Here is a 13916-nt window from a genome sequence, read left to right as displayed (position 1 = left end):
TGAAAGAAATGACAGCATATTCAATCGTTGAATTATTAACACGTGCATTTGAAGAGAAAGCATCGGATCTACATTTAACAAAAGGTATTCCACCAGTATATCGTATTCATGGGCAACTGGAGCATTATGGCACAGTGCCGTTAGAAACAGAAGATTTAAAGGATATGGTAAAGGTCATTCTCCCTGTCCATAAACAACAGGAGTTTGAGGACAAAGGAGAAACGGACTTTAACTTTTCATTGCCTGGGAAATGTCGATTCCGTGTCAACGCCTATCATCAGCGAAATGAAGTAACGATTGCGGCTCGTTTAATTGAGGCTGAAATTCCTTCTATTGAAGCGCTCAATATGCCACAGGTGTTATATAAGCTTGCGGAAAAACCACAAGGCTTAATTTTAGTGACTGGCCCAACAGGCTCAGGAAAATCAACTACCTTGGCAGCAATGATTGATCATATTAATGAAACGAGATCAAAACATATTATTACGTTAGAGGATCCAATCGAATACTTGCATACACATAAGAAATCTGTCATCAATCAGCGTGAGATTGGTGTCGATACGATGAGCTTTGCAAATGGTTTACGTGCATCACTACGTCAGGACCCAGATATTATTTTAGTCGGGGAGATGCGAGATTACGAAACCATTTCAACGGCTATTACGGCTGCTGAAACAGGGCATTTAGTCATGGCTACACTTCATACAAGTAGTGCACCAACAACTATCGACCGTATTATAGACGTATTTCCACCACATCAGCAAAGTCAAATTCGTGTGCAGCTTGCAAATGTACTGCAAGGTATTGTTTCTCAGCGTTTATTTGTACGTAAGGATGTAAAAGGGCGTATTGCGGCAACAGAAATTTTAGTACAGGCACCTGCCATCTCGAATTTAATTCGTAATGAAAAAATCCATCAAATTCCAAGTGTGATGCAGACAAGTAAAGCATTAGGTATGCACACGTTGGAATATTCGATGCAACACTTAATTACGACAGGTAAGATTTCACTTGAGGATGCACGACCATATATGAACGCTGGTGATTATAGTTGACGATATTTCGTTATAGTGGTCGTACCAAAACAGGAGCACCTAAAAAGGGCATTATCGAGGCACCGAATAAAAAGGTAGCCATGGAAAAGCTTCGAGCACAAGGAATTAATGCACGAGAACTTCAGGAATCAAATAGCATTTTACATAAAGATATTGCTTTTGGTACAAAAGTGAAGCACCAGGAATTTGTTATTTATTGTCGACAATATGCGACTTTAATTCGTGCTGGCGTTCCTGTCGTTGAAGCAACCCATATTTTGGGTGAGCAAACGCGGAGTAAACCACTGAAGCGAGCATTAATGCAGGTTGAAGAGGATATTCGAAATGGGATGGCATTTTCAGATGCAGCAGGTAAACATCCAAAAGTGTTTCCATTGCTATTTGTCAATATGATGCGTGCTGGTGAGGCTACAGGAAACGTCGACGATACATTAGATCGCCTTGCAAGCACACTAGAGAAGCAATATAACATTAAGAAAAAAATTCAATCTGCTATGACCTATCCAGCGATATTATCGCTTTTAACACTGGTGGTTGGTATGTTTTTAATGGTGTTCATTGTGCCAACCTTTATGGATGCATTTAAAGAAATGAATTTGGAAATGCCATTAATAACGGTCATTGTAGTAGGTATTAGTGATTGGCTCATTCAATTTTGGTACCTTGTGATTTTGGGACTATTGGTGTTAGTAGTGGGCTTACACTATTTCTATAAAAATAATAAAGAGTTTCATTATGCCGTCAATGTATTTTTACTGCGTATGCCAATCTTTGGACAGTTGTTGCAAAAGGATATTATCGCGAGAATGACAAGAACCTTGTCAACACTCTTTAGCAGCTCCGTGCCAATTCTACAAGCCTTAACAATTGTCGAAAAGGTTGGCGGTAATCCAGTAATGGGTAAAGTAGTACTGGAAGCCCGCGATAATTTAGAAAAGGGTGGCACATTATCAGAGCCACTTGAAAAAAGCTGGCTATTTCCACCGCTTGTTACACAAATGACATCAATTGGTGAGAAAACAGGGTCCTTGGATTACATGCTTGAAAAGATAGCTGACTTTTATGAAGAAGAAGTAAATCGTGCCGTCGATACAATGAAGTCACTTATCGAGCCTTTAATGATTGTGGTATTGGCCTTAGTTGTAGGAGTCATTGTAGCGGCTATATTCTTACCAATGTTCCAACTATATGAAAATATGTAATATTTACAATGTTTATATGGATGCCCGTTTGTTCCGCTTAATGGAAAATATCTACTTAGATTTGCTAACAAAAGGAAGCGGAAAGTAGGTATCTTCACGTTTAAGTATTAAAGGAGAGACTGGACATGGGAAATAGGCTAAAGAACGAAAGGGGCTTGACCTTAGTCGAGCTTTTGGCAGTCATTGTTATTCTAGCTATCGTTGCTGCCATTGCAGTTCCTGCTATAGGTAATGTCATTGATAATTCACGTTATAAGGCATTAAAGGCAGATGCTATCAATGTCATTCATGCCGCACAGTTTTATTTTATGGAGCATCCAACCGCTGATAAATGGCAAATCGTCAACGTGAGTGACCTAGTATCAGGAGGTTATTTAGACAGTGCGGGTAAAATATTAGAGGCAGATAAAGAAGGTCAGAATGCCAATATTCAATTTATCGAGGGCACCTACTATTTTAATGCGCATGCGATTTATTACAGCAATGGAAAATATATTAATTTTGATAATGCCACCTTACAGCATATTGCAGACGATATTCGCAAGGGCAGTACAGGAAGCGGTGGCAAATGTATTGGGCGAGATTGTGCAGCTTCGCCATAATGTTCAGAAGCTCGTGTACACACACTTCATATAAAACTATTAAGGAGGATTTCATTATGTTTAAAAAATGGAAAAATAAAAAACTATTGAAAAATGAGAAAGGTTTAACATTAGTTGAACTATTAGCTGTAATTGTTATCCTAGCAATTATCGCAGCGATCGCTGTACCTGCAATTGGTAATATTATTAATAAGTCCAAGGACCGTGCAATTTTAGCAGAAGCATCAAATATTCTAGCTGGGGCAAAGATTGCTTATATTGATGGTGCATGTGGAAAGACTACTCCAGATAATAAGTGTGACAAAGGAGAATTAGAAGAGTTTGTAGATGGCATTGAGTTAGGTGATAATGATGAAGTAGAGTATAATGAAACTGATAAAAAATGGATAATATCATATGCTAGATTTTCTGAAATTAAAACAGCGGGTCTAAAAGTTGCCGAAAGCAGTAGTAATACTTCGATAGATGAAGCGGAACTTAATAAAAAATTAAAAAGTGCAGGAATAGACAAAGAAGAGACTGATTAATCAGTCCTCCCCACTCACTCAGAAACGCAAATTTTCTTGCGTTTCTGGCTGGGAAATGGATGACTAATTGAAAAAATCATTTATACTGAATAGGATAAGGAGGTCTTTTCACATGTTTAAGAGAAAAAGAAAGTCGCATGTTTCGATTGAACTGAAGGATTATGTGCTACGTGCGATTGTGGCGAAAGGACCAGAGCCTAATCAGTGGCAGGGCTATGAATACCCTTTAGCAGCTGGAATCGTTGAAAATGGAACTATAATCGATGAGGTAGCTCTTTTTGAGGTGATTAAAGAGCAAGTAATGAAATGGACAGGGAAAAAACAGGCTGTTCGTATGTTTGTCCCTGATACGACGGTTCTATTAAAAAACTTTGAGCACCCTAAAGATGTAAAGCCTCAGGAATTAAGAGGATATGCTGAAATGGAATTGGGACATTCTATTCATTTACCATTTCAAGATCCTTTAATTGATGTGTATGATGCAGATGCCGAGGATGGCAAGGCTATCTTATTTGCTGCGCCTTCTGAAGAGATTACGAAACTGGTAGGGATGCTGTTAGATGTTTCATTAGAACCCGAAGCTGCCGATATTCGTGCGCTTTGTAATATACGCTTATTAGAGCACATGTCCTTATTAATGCCTAATAAAACATATTTAATTGCAGAATGGTCGATTAATGAACTCTCTATCAGTATTTTTTCCAATGGCCAAGTGGAGTTTTTGCGCTATCAAACCATTGAAGTAGATATGACGCAATGGCTGGGGAAGAAAGAGAATGAGTTTAGCTATCAATTTATTTATAATGGCGAATCAGAGAATTATCAAATGGTCGTAATGGATCAGGTTCTAGAGATTGATCGGATGATGAATTTCTTTAAGTTTTCTTTACATAAAGGTGAAAAAACAGTGGATGAAATTATCATGCTTGGAGATAACCCACTATTGAAATCAATTGGGAACTTACTCGCTTCTAATTTAGAACCACCACTAAGGGTTGTCGATGGGAAAAAAATTGAGAAATCGTTTCCGCGCTTTAAGCGAGAATTTTCAACGTTGCTTGGCTTAGCTTTGAAGGAGGTTCGTTAATGGTTCCAGATATAAACCTCTTACCACAACTTGAAAAAAGAACAACCTCTCCCAAGCTTTTTTATAGCTTGGTGATTGTCATTGTGGGACTTATTGTAGCGTATTTACTTTTTTTATTTTTTACATCCAAAAGTGAATTGTCACGATTGACTGCAGAGGAACAGGCATTAACAACACAGCTTGATCAATTGCAGCAAGAGCTAGACGCACGACAAAATGTCGATCAGGGTTCGTTGGAAGAGTCAGTAACTTTTATACAAAGCGTTTCTTATCCTGTAACACCGTTAATTGATGAAACAAAAACTTTATTACCAACTCAATCCTATTTACGTAGCTATGTTTTCGGAGAGAACTCGGTGAATATTGAAGTGGATTTTGAAACGATGACAGATATATCGAAATATGTTGAGCGACTTTTAATGAGTAGCTATTTTACAGATGCTCAAATTAACACTGTCTCAAACTTTGAAATAGAGCTAGGTGAACAAAGGGTGTTAACACCCCAACAAAAATTTAAAGAAGTACCGCGATATTCAGTGTCCATTACAGCGACAATCGATTTTATGTATTTAGCTGGAGGACGACGCTCATGAATAAATTAACGAGTAGTAAAAATTCGTCTATGATCTTGTTACTGGCGCTGATAGCTGCTATTTTATTTGCGCTGTATTATTATTTGCTTTCACCAAAATTGGATGAAGTGAATGAAAAAGAGAGTAATGTATTGCAGGTGCAGCAAGAATTAGCTAGTGTCAAAGAACAACTAGCACAATTAGACAAAGAGCAGGGACAGCCTACTATCAATATATTAGCCTTAAGACAAAAGCTACCTGTAACAAGAGCCGTTGAAAAGATTATTCTTGATTTAGCTGAGATTGAAGAGGTGACAGGAACTCGTGTACTGTCTTTAACTGTTCAAGGTGAGGACGGCACTGTGACACCTTCAGATGAATCGAATGATCTTAATATGTTGGAGCAGGCTGAAGCAGAGGTCAATGGTGATCAGGAGAACAAGGAGACTACTACACCGATTGCATCTCTTTCGAAGGACTCTTTACCAACTAATTTAAAGCTTGTTACTTTTATATTAGAGGTGGGTGCGCTTGATTTTAATTCTCTTGAAAGCTTTTTACAGGAGGTTGAACAATTAGAGCGTATCATGAAAACCGATAAGATTGAATTTAAATTGCCTGGAGAGCAGGCACAGCTTGAGAAAGATGCAGATCTTACGTTAAAGGCAACAGTGCAAGTGACGACGTTCTATTACGAAGAACAACAATAACTTTATTGATAGGCGCACCATACTTCATTTGTATGGGCGCCTATTGGTTTAGGAGGACATAAAATTGGAAATGGCTTATACGATCTTTATTTTTTTATTTGGACTTGTCTTTGGCTCTTTTTATAATGTAGTTGGCTTACGTGTACCACAGAAGGAGTCGATTGTACATCCTCCTTCACATTGTCCAAAATGTCAGAGACGACTGACGGCGCTTGATTTAGTACCAGTTTTGTCTTATGTATTGTTAGGAGGAAAATGTCGGGGTTGTGGCAATAAAATTTCTTGGGTTTACCCAGTCATAGAATTAATGACAGGTGTATTATTTGCCTTTGCTTATTGGCAGCTAGGCTGGGGCATAGAATTGATAGTAGCACTCTTTTTTATCTCTTTATTAATTATTATCGTTGTATCAGATTTAGCCTATATGCTAATTCCAGATAAGGTGTTAGTATTCTTTTTACCTTTGCTAGCTATTGGACGAGTGCTGTCACCATTAACACCGTGGTGGGACTCTCTTGTGGGTGCTGTGGTTGGTTTTGGCATATTATATATCATTGCTGTGCTATCAAACGGTGGCATGGGTGGAGGCGATATTAAATTATTCTTTTTAATTGGTCTCGTTCTGGGTACGATTGATACACTGTTAACGCTATTTTTAGCTGCAGTTATTGGTATGATTGTCGGGATTACCATGTTATCGAAAAACAAACAGGGGAGAAAAACACCCATTCCGTTTGGGCCATCTATTGCATTGGCCGCAGTTATTGTTTATTTCTATGGCGATGTATTAATTAATTGGTATCTAGGCTTTTGGTAATTGTGCAATTTTCAAGAATGTGGAGGGAAGCAAGTGAAACCGATTATTGGTATTACAGCCTTTGTAGAGGATGATTTATCCTCTCGATTAAATGTTGCTTACAGCAAAAGTATCATTGAAGCAGGTGGAATTCCACTGATTATTCCAATTGGAGTAGAAGAAGAGGCAGCCCAGATTTTAGCCCTCACAGACGGTTTATTATTATCTGGTGGTCATGATGTGCATCCATTTCTATTCGGGGCTGAGCCTTCATTAAAGCTTGGAAAAATTCATCCAGCGCGAGATACGATTGAGTTAGCATTGATTGAAGCCGCATTCCAACGTAAGATGCCTATTTTCGGGATCTGTCGAGGAATTCAAATACTAAATGTTGCATTAGGTGGTACCTTATATCAGGATATTGATAGTGATCACTTTAGTACCAAGTTACTCCAACATATGCAGCAATCAGGTCGAGCTGTAGCTACCCATACTGTACAGGTTATTGCTGACAATCTATTAGCGACTATCGTTGAACAAGAGAAAATAGCAGTGAATTCATTTCATCATCAAGCGGTGAATGTTTTAGCAGAAAAATTAAAAGTAGCGGCAAAATCTAACGACGGTATTATCGAAGCGGTAGTTCATGAGGAGATGCCATTTTGCTTAGCTGTTCAGTGGCATCCTGAGGAACTAGCCATAGCAGGAGATGAGAGTGCTCAAAAGCTATTTTCAGCCTTTATTGAAGCGAGCATAAAATTTAAGAAGGAAGCTTAGAAGAGGCATTGTACAAAGAATCCAATCGTATGTGGATTCTTTTTTTGCGTAAAAAAGAGGATACATGCTCTTAGAAGGAACATAATCCTCAAAATCTGCTTTAATCGTTAATGTACACGTCTATAAAGACCTACAACTTGTCCTAAAATAGAAACTTGATCGACAATAATTGGTTCCATAGAAGAATTTTCAGGCTGTAAACGGAAATGGTTTTTCTCTTTAAAGAAACGTTTTACAGTTGCTTCATCCTCAGCTGTCATAGCTACAACAATATCCCCATTATTAGCTGTTGCCTTTTGTTTTACAATGACTAAATCTCCATCTAAAATCCCAGCTTCAATCATTGATTCCCCCATGATTTCTAGCATGAACAATTGATCTTCACTTGTGCCATACGTATCGGGTAATGGGAAGTATTCTTCAATATTTTCAATTGCTGTAATTGGAGAACCAGCTGTAACTTTCCCGACAAGTGGGACATGGATCACCTGTTGTTTTTGAATGGATTCTTCAGGCTCTAAAATTTCAATTGCGCGTGGCTTTGTTGGATCTCGACGAATAAAGCCTTTTTGTTCTAATCGAGCTAAATGTCCATGAACAGTTGAACTGGAAGCAAGTCCAACTGCTTCACCAATTTCACGTACTGATGGTGGATATCCTTTAGCTCGTACCTCTTCCTTAATGAAAGCTAAAATGTCCTCTTGTCTTTTCGAAACTTTTTTCATGAGTGCTCACCTCTTTTTTCTAAAATCATTCTTCTTATTTGATAGTATAACAGAATGCGAACATGTATGCAAACATAGGTTCGAAAAGTGTTTGACAAAAACGTTTGTTCGCTTTATTATAGGAACATACATTCCGAACAAACATTCTTAAAAAGGGGTAATGATTATGACATGGTTTATGAAAAACACACATATCTCAATTTTAATAGGAGCTTGTTTATTATTTGCAGCATACCTTTACATTACTGATCCAGGAAAAGTTAGTTACGCAGAAATTCAAATCGAACATGGGGATAGCTTGTGGTCGTTAGCCGAGCAATATCGTGGTAAAATGAGTACTGATGATTGGATAAAGCTTGTAAAAACTGAAAATGAACTAGCAGATATTAAAATTGTAGCGGGAAAATCTCTAGTTATTCCTGTAGTGAGTGATCAAGCCAGTCCCATCAATACTATCGAAATTGCGAGAAATGAACAATGATAAATAATCAACTATCGGCTGTTGTCTATTGTCGCGTAAGTACTGAAAAAGAAACACAAAGCTCCTCATTAGAGCGCCAGCAGGAAGAGTTGCTGCGCTATGCTAAAGAGCAAGGCTATGCGGTGAAGGGCGTGTTTAAAGATCAACATAGTGGTTATGATGTAGAACGTGAAGGCTTGCTAGAAATGCTTGATTTTATAAAAGATAAGAACATTAATGCTCTTTTTGTCCAAGATGAAACTCGTTTAGGACGAGGCAATGCAAGGATGGCTGTATTACATTTATTACAAAAGTCAGCAACTGATGTTTTTTCTATGCGTGATGCAGGCCCAGTCCAATTAAATGAAATGGATACGATGCTGCTTGAGATTTTAGCGATTGTAGAGGAATATCAACGTAGAATCCATAATGCTAAAATTCGACGAGGTATGCGACGTGCTGTAGAAAACGGTTATCGTCCAGAAAATAATTTATCGAATCGAGGTAATCCGCAGGGGCAGGAGCGAAAAGATCTACCTGTAGACGAAATTGTGAAGCTACGCAAACGTGGATTTACCTTTGAAGAAATTTCTATAACGCTTAGAGGGTTAGGCTTTGAGGTAAGTAAGGCGACAGTACATCGTCGTTTCCAAGAGCACCAAGAAAGATTAGCAGGAAAATAATATTCCTGCTAATTTTTTTTGTAAAAAACTACTGAAGGGAAGAAAAGCTTTCGATGATAACATGATTTGGCAGTTGGAAAGGGTGCTCTTTATTTATTCGGTCATAAAACATGATGCCATTCAAATGATCGATTTCATGCTGTACAACGATGGCCCCGTAGCCCTGTAACTGTACAATGATTTCAAGTCCATCGATGTCGTAAGCTTTGACTTTAATTCTCTCATATCTCGGTACAAAACCAGGGACAGGTCGATTTACAGATAGACAGCCTTCTCCTTCCGGTAGATAAATCATATTAAGGGAATGACTTATTATTTTAGGGTTAATCAGCATCATTTCTTGGTCATCAAAGAGTACAGCAAACATTCGTTTATCTACGCCAATTTGATTAGCAGAAAGTCCACTTCCAGGCCGAAGCTTATATTTTTTTGCTAGCGTTTGATTTTGGCTATTTTTCAGATATTGCAGCATGGCTAGGAGGGTATTTCGGTCTTCATTGGTCACTGGTATCGACACTTCTTGAGTTTGTTTTCTTAAAATCGCCGAGTGTTCTTTCACAAAATCCTTCATTGTAATCATATAATCTGGGTGAAATTTAGTCATAGATAAACACCTCATCAATACGGCTATTAAGAACCTTAGCAATCTTAAAAGCTAATTCAAGGGTCGGATCATATTTATCATTTTCAATATTATTAATCGTCTGTCTCACAACTCCACATTCTTTTGCAAGTGCCGCTTGTGTTATGCCTAATTTTCTTCTTAAAATTTTGATGATGTTCTTCAGAATTATCCCTCCATTTTGTCCAAAGTATTAGACATATACCGTAAGATAAGAATTAAAAAATGTCCAATTAATTGGACATTTTCAGTGTGAAAAACAAAACAGTCAATTGAAGGGTAGAATGGATTTCCGTTGCAGGCTACTTGCTTTCCGGTGACACGCTGGCGGAACGGAAATCACCCCACAGCCTTGTTAAAAGGTCTCATTCTACTAATAACATAATCTTCAACATGAAATATCCGATTAATTGATTTGGGTTTTAAATCACCACTTAATACCAATTTTCATCAAAATTTAGCTTTAATGCACGCCCAAAACAAATACCAAAAGGAATAAAACCTCTTCCTCTTGCTGTAATGATATTGCCATCTTGTACCACTAGTTCATCTGAATAGTTATGAAGCTCAAAGCACCCTAACTGCTTCATGCCATCTAAAGGTAGTCCTACTGTATATTTTTTGTTCTTTAAGACACCTGCTTTTGCCAATAGGTAAGGGGAGCTAGAAATACTTGCAATCATTCCTCCTTTTGCAGATAGATGACGTATGAAGTCTAGTAAGCTCTCTTCAAGTTGTAAAGTAGAAATATCCATACAGCCTGGTAATAGTAGACTATCAATATCGTCAAACTCTACTTCATTCACATATAAATCAGCTATACAATTTAAACCAGATTCTCCTCTAATAGGTTCGGTATTCGATCCTAGTGTGATAATGGGTTTACCTCCTTGCATTAATATGGACAAAGCAACACTCAATTCATATTCACTAAATTGTGGGTATAATAACACCGCAGTTTTCTTCATTTCATACACCTCTTACCTTTAGATCGTTCCATTCTTCCTCTAAAATAGCGTAATAGTATTCATCCCACCAAGTCTCTCCATGTGGTATGCATTTTTTAAAAAATCCTTCTTGGCGCATTCCGATTTTTTCCATGACTCGGTAAGATGCGATATTTTCTGGCTGGCATGTGGCAATAATTCGATGAAGTTTCATTTTATTAAAGCCGTGATCTAATAGGGCCTGAGCAGCTTCAGAAGCATAGCCATGATTATGATAGGCAGGATTCATAACCCATCCAATTTCATACGTATGGTCGCCAAAGTATTTGTGGAAAACAAGATGACCAATGACTCGCTGTTGTTCACGTAAAACAATGGCGAAATGTTTTGCTTGCTCGTTGCTATTCTCTGTTACGAAATGTTGAACCTGATTTTCATTCAACACACCTTCTGGCATATAGTGCATGACCGTTTTGTCGGACATATAGCTATAAACAGCCTGCCAATCTTGGGCTTCAAATGTTCGAATAAGTAGTCTAGGTGTTGTGATGTTCATGGTAGCTCCTCCTATTATCTATCAAATTTTTCCTTTTATTATTAGTTATACACCTCTAACATCTGGAAGTCATGTAAATAATGGCTAAGAAGTGTTTTTAAGGGTTGGTATAACTGCATTTTAAGGGAAACCATGCTATACTTTGCATACTGAGGTCATTAAGCTAGGTACTGAAAGGTGTGTAACCATGTTATCAAAGGAAAAAATTAACCGAATTAATGAATTATCTGCTAAAGCAAAAAGCGGACAATTAACAGAGGAAGAAGCAAAGGAGCGAACAGCGCTTCGCAAGGAGTATTTAGATACGTTTAGAGCAACTATGCGAGATACGATTGAAAACGTTAAAGTGGTAGATGCAGAAGGAAATGATGTAACTCCTGAGAAGGTAAAACAAGCACAAAAAAATAAATTTCTAAATTAATGTGACACAATTCAATAAAGTATGTATGAAAACGTAAATAGTATAACAAAAGCATTGTTTTCTAAAGCAATGTTGACTAAACTGTAAAAGAATAATATATAGGACGAGAAAGGATGTCACAATATAATGACTCAACACGCGGATCTTTTAGCAATTAATGCTATCCGAACTTTGTCAATCGATGCTATTGAAAAAGCAAATTCTGGTCACCCAGGTTTACCGATGGGAGCAGCGCCAATGGCTTATACGCTTTGGACAAAACAATTACGCCATAATCCAGCAAATCCAAAATGGTTTAACCGTGATCGTTTTGTACTATCAGCAGGTCATGGCTCAATGCTTTTATACAGCTTACTTCACCTTGGAGGCTATGGTTTACCAATGGAAGAAATTCAAAACTTCCGCCAATGGGATTCATTAACACCAGGACATCCTGAATATGGTCATACAGTAGGGGTAGAGGCAACAACTGGTCCTCTTGGACAAGGAATCGCTATGACTGTTGGTATGGCAATGGCTGAGCGCCATTTAGCGGCTACTTACAATAAACCAGGTCATGACATTGTTGACCACTACACATTTGCGTTATGTGGCGATGGTGACTTAATGGAAGGTGTAGCAGCAGAGGCGATTTCATTAGCTGGTCACTTAAAACTTGAAAAATTAATCGTGCTTTACGATTCTAATGATATTTCTTTAGATGGTGACTTAGAAAAGTCATTTTCAGAAAACGTTCAAAAACGCTTTGAATCTTATGGTTGGAATTATTTAAAAGTGGCAGATGGTACAGATGTAGATGCTATTAATGCAGCCATTGAAGAAGCCAAAAAATCTACTGGCAAGCCAACATTAATTGAAGTGAAAACAGTGATTGGTTTTGGTTCTCCAAATAAATCTGGTAAAGCAGATTCTCACGGTGCACCACTTGGTACAGATGAAGTTGTCTTAACAAAGGCTGCCTATGAGTGGGCACATGAACCATTCCAAATTCCTGCAGAAGTTTACGATACATTTAATGCGGCTGCTGAAGTGCAAGGCGCACAACCAGAGGAAGCTTGGAATGCAAAATTTGCTGCATACAAAGAAGAATTCCCAGAGTTAGCAGCTCAATTCGAGAAAGCGATGAATGGTGAATTACCAGAAGACTTTGCTTCTGAGTTACCAGTATATGAAGCAGGTAAATCTGTAGCAACTCGTTCTTCTTCAGGCGATGCAATTAATGCTATTGCGAAGAAAACACCTTCATTCTTTGGTGGTTCAGCTGACCTTGCTGGCTCCAATAAAACAACGATGAAGGGTGCAGGAGATTTCTCAGCAGACGACTATGCTGGACGTAACATCTGGTTCGGTGTTCGTGAATTTGCAATGGGTGCTGCTATGAACGGAATGGCTCTTCACGGTGGTTTAAATGTATTCGGTGGTACATTCTTTGTATTCTCTGATTACGTTCGTCCAGCAATTCGTCTATCTGCTTTAATGGGTCTTCCTGTAACATATGTATTCACACATGATTCGATTGCAGTAGGGGAAGATGGTCCAACACATGAACCAATCGAACACCTTGCATCATTACGTGCAATGCCAAACCTATCTGTTATTCGCCCTGCGGATGCAAATGAATCAGCAGTTGCATGGGAGCTTGCAGTAGCAGCAGAAAAAACACCAACTGTTCTTGTACTATCTCGTCAAAACTTACCTGTTCTTGACGCATCTATTGAAACAGTACGTGAGGGCGTAGCAAAGGGTGCTTACACAGTGTCTCCAGCTACAAAAGAAGTAGCAGATGCTATTTTAATTGCAACAGGCTCTGAGGTTTCGCTTGCTGTCGAAGCACAAAAAGCATTAAAAGCAGACGGAATAGATGTAGCAGTTGTTTCTATGCCATCTATGGATCGCTTCGAAAAACAAGACGCAGCTTACAAAGAATCTGTTCTACCAAAAGCTGTTACAAAACGTCTTGCAATTGAAATGGGGGCATCATTCGGCTGGCATAAATATACTGGCTTTGAAGGCGATGTTCTAGCAATTGATAAGTTCGGTGCATCTGCTCCAGGCGAATTAGTAATGGAAAAATACGGCTTCACTGTTGAAAACGTAGTAGCAAAAGTGAAAGCACTATAATTTACAACAAATACCACAATACTCAGCGATTTAAACATCAACTGAGTGTTGTG

18 protein-coding genes are annotated in these 13916 nt (G+C 38.3%); 13 read left to right on the top strand and 5 right to left on the bottom strand.

Annotation, left to right across the window (positions count from 1 at the left end):
* Positions 1-8: 8 nt before the first annotated feature.
* From AAJG31_RS07630 to AAJG31_RS07590, 9 genes are all read left to right on the top strand, one after another.
* Positions 9-1055: a type IV pilus twitching motility protein PilT gene (locus tag AAJG31_RS07630; protein WP_279494297.1), complete on the top strand. Its 1047-nt coding sequence runs from the start codon at positions 9-11 to the stop codon at positions 1053-1055.
* Complete coding sequence (locus AAJG31_RS07625; protein ID WP_036080216.1) at positions 1052-2257, top strand: type II secretion system F family protein; 1206 nt, start codon at positions 1052-1054, stop codon at positions 2255-2257. Before AAJG31_RS07630 ends, AAJG31_RS07625 begins: the two co-directional genes overlap by 4 nt.
* Before the next feature lie 125 nt (positions 2258-2382).
* Positions 2383-2859, top strand: coding sequence for a prepilin-type N-terminal cleavage/methylation domain-containing protein (locus AAJG31_RS07620; protein ID WP_279494300.1), 477 nt, complete (start codon positions 2383-2385; stop codon positions 2857-2859).
* Between the two features lie 56 nt (positions 2860-2915).
* A complete protein-coding gene (locus AAJG31_RS07615) occupies positions 2916-3386 on the top strand; it encodes a prepilin-type N-terminal cleavage/methylation domain-containing protein (protein ID WP_279494301.1) in 471 nt (156 codons plus the stop codon).
* 112 nt (positions 3387-3498) lie between these two features.
* Positions 3499-4473, top strand: coding sequence for a pilus assembly protein PilM (pilM, locus tag AAJG31_RS07610; protein WP_066036585.1), 975 nt, complete (start codon positions 3499-3501; stop codon positions 4471-4473).
* On the top strand, positions 4473-5066 hold the full coding sequence (locus AAJG31_RS07605; RefSeq protein ID WP_066036586.1) for a hypothetical protein: 594 nt from the start codon (positions 4473-4475) through the stop codon (positions 5064-5066). Before pilM ends, AAJG31_RS07605 begins: the two co-directional genes overlap by 1 nt.
* Positions 5063-5755, top strand: a complete 693-nt coding sequence (locus AAJG31_RS07600) for a hypothetical protein (RefSeq protein WP_054550589.1) — start codon at positions 5063-5065, stop codon at positions 5753-5755. The genes AAJG31_RS07605 and AAJG31_RS07600 overlap by 4 nt, the downstream gene beginning before the upstream one ends.
* 64 nt (positions 5756-5819) lie before the next feature.
* The gene (locus tag AAJG31_RS07595; RefSeq protein WP_279494303.1) at positions 5820-6572 is read left to right on the top strand and encodes a prepilin peptidase; all 753 of its coding nucleotides are present in this window, start codon (positions 5820-5822) and stop codon (positions 6570-6572) included.
* Between the two features lie 33 nt (positions 6573-6605).
* Positions 6606-7328: a gamma-glutamyl-gamma-aminobutyrate hydrolase family protein gene (locus AAJG31_RS07590; protein ID WP_066036588.1), complete on the top strand. Its 723-nt coding sequence runs from the start codon at positions 6606-6608 to the stop codon at positions 7326-7328.
* A 107-nt stretch (positions 7329-7435) separates the two neighbouring features.
* Here AAJG31_RS07590 and lexA read toward each other — a convergent pair whose 3' ends face one another.
* Positions 7436-8053: a transcriptional repressor LexA gene (lexA, locus tag AAJG31_RS07585; protein WP_004232118.1), complete on the bottom strand. Its 618-nt coding sequence runs from the start codon at positions 8051-8053 to the stop codon at positions 7436-7438.
* 166 nt (positions 8054-8219) lie between these two features.
* Between lexA and AAJG31_RS07580 the strand changes: the two genes are divergently transcribed.
* Together AAJG31_RS07580 and AAJG31_RS07575 are read left to right on the top strand one after the other, a co-directional pair.
* Entirely contained in the window at positions 8220-8534 is a 315-nt protein-coding gene (locus AAJG31_RS07580) for a LysM peptidoglycan-binding domain-containing protein (protein WP_279494305.1), read from the top strand.
* Positions 8531-9196 carry a recombinase family protein gene (locus AAJG31_RS07575; protein WP_066036590.1) on the top strand — a complete coding sequence of 222 codons (666 nt, stop codon included), beginning with the start codon at positions 8531-8533 and terminating at the stop codon, positions 9194-9196. The genes AAJG31_RS07580 and AAJG31_RS07575 overlap by 4 nt, the downstream gene beginning before the upstream one ends.
* 28 nt (positions 9197-9224) lie before the next feature.
* On the opposite strand, the gene def is transcribed toward AAJG31_RS07575, so the two are convergent.
* From def to AAJG31_RS07555, 4 genes are all read right to left on the bottom strand, one after another.
* Positions 9225-9800: a peptide deformylase gene (def, locus tag AAJG31_RS07570; protein ID WP_279494307.1), complete on the bottom strand. Its 576-nt coding sequence runs from the start codon at positions 9798-9800 to the stop codon at positions 9225-9227.
* Positions 9793-9984, bottom strand: a complete 192-nt coding sequence (locus tag AAJG31_RS07565; RefSeq protein WP_279496431.1) for a helix-turn-helix transcriptional regulator — start codon at positions 9982-9984, stop codon at positions 9793-9795. Before AAJG31_RS07565 ends, def begins: the two co-directional genes overlap by 8 nt.
* A 268-nt stretch (positions 9985-10252) precedes the next feature.
* Positions 10253-10786: a DJ-1/PfpI family protein gene (locus AAJG31_RS07560; protein WP_279494308.1), complete on the bottom strand. Its 534-nt coding sequence runs from the start codon at positions 10784-10786 to the stop codon at positions 10253-10255.
* 1 nt (position 10787) lies between these two features.
* Entirely contained in the window at positions 10788-11321 is a 534-nt protein-coding gene (locus AAJG31_RS07555; protein ID WP_279494311.1) for a GNAT family protein, read from the bottom strand.
* 187 nt (positions 11322-11508) lie between these two features.
* On the opposite strand from AAJG31_RS07555, the gene AAJG31_RS07550 reads away from it, so the two are divergent.
* Positions 11509-11742, top strand: coding sequence for a DUF896 domain-containing protein (locus tag AAJG31_RS07550; RefSeq protein WP_004232132.1), 234 nt, complete (start codon positions 11509-11511; stop codon positions 11740-11742).
* A gap of 126 nt (positions 11743-11868) precedes the next feature.
* Positions 11869-13863, top strand: a complete 1995-nt coding sequence (gene tkt, locus AAJG31_RS07545; protein ID WP_036080190.1) for a transketolase — start codon at positions 11869-11871, stop codon at positions 13861-13863.
* Positions 13864-13916: the final 53 nt, after the last annotated feature.

The sequence above is a fragment of the Lysinibacillus sp. BS3 genome (assembly GCF_039614735.1).
Classification (GTDB): domain Bacteria; phylum Bacillota; class Bacilli; order Bacillales_A; family Planococcaceae; genus Lysinibacillus; species Lysinibacillus capsici.
Note: the sequence above shows the minus strand (reverse complement) of the source record. Positions and strands in the feature narration are given on the sequence as shown.

Coding starts and splice junctions, on each gene's coding strand:
- AAJG31_RS07630 (WP_279494297.1), top strand. CDS start 9: ATGACAGCATATTCAATCGTTGAATTATTAACACGTGCATTTGAAGAG.
- AAJG31_RS07620 (WP_279494300.1), top strand. CDS start 2,383: ATGGGAAATAGGCTAAAGAACGAAAGGGGCTTGACCTTAGTCGAGCTT.
- AAJG31_RS07615 (WP_279494301.1), top strand. CDS start 2,916: ATGTTTAAAAAATGGAAAAATAAAAAACTATTGAAAAATGAGAAAGGT.
- pilM (WP_066036585.1), top strand. CDS start 3,499: ATGTTTAAGAGAAAAAGAAAGTCGCATGTTTCGATTGAACTGAAGGAT.
- AAJG31_RS07605 (WP_066036586.1), top strand. CDS start 4,473: ATGGTTCCAGATATAAACCTCTTACCACAACTTGAAAAAAGAACAACC.
- AAJG31_RS07600 (WP_054550589.1), top strand. CDS start 5,063: ATGAATAAATTAACGAGTAGTAAAAATTCGTCTATGATCTTGTTACTG.
- lexA (WP_004232118.1), bottom strand. CDS start 8,053: ATGAAAAAAGTTTCGAAAAGACAAGAGGACATTTTAGCTTTCATTAAG.
- AAJG31_RS07580 (WP_279494305.1), top strand. CDS start 8,220: ATGACATGGTTTATGAAAAACACACATATCTCAATTTTAATAGGAGCT.
- AAJG31_RS07575 (WP_066036590.1), top strand. CDS start 8,531: ATGATAAATAATCAACTATCGGCTGTTGTCTATTGTCGCGTAAGTACT.
- def (WP_279494307.1), bottom strand. CDS start 9,800: ATGACTAAATTTCACCCAGATTATATGATTACAATGAAGGATTTTGTG.
- AAJG31_RS07560 (WP_279494308.1), bottom strand. CDS start 10,786: ATGAAGAAAACTGCGGTGTTATTATACCCACAATTTAGTGAATATGAA.
- AAJG31_RS07555 (WP_279494311.1), bottom strand. CDS start 11,321: ATGAACATCACAACACCTAGACTACTTATTCGAACATTTGAAGCCCAA.
- AAJG31_RS07550 (WP_004232132.1), top strand. CDS start 11,509: ATGTTATCAAAGGAAAAAATTAACCGAATTAATGAATTATCTGCTAAA.
- tkt (WP_036080190.1), top strand. CDS start 11,869: ATGACTCAACACGCGGATCTTTTAGCAATTAATGCTATCCGAACTTTG.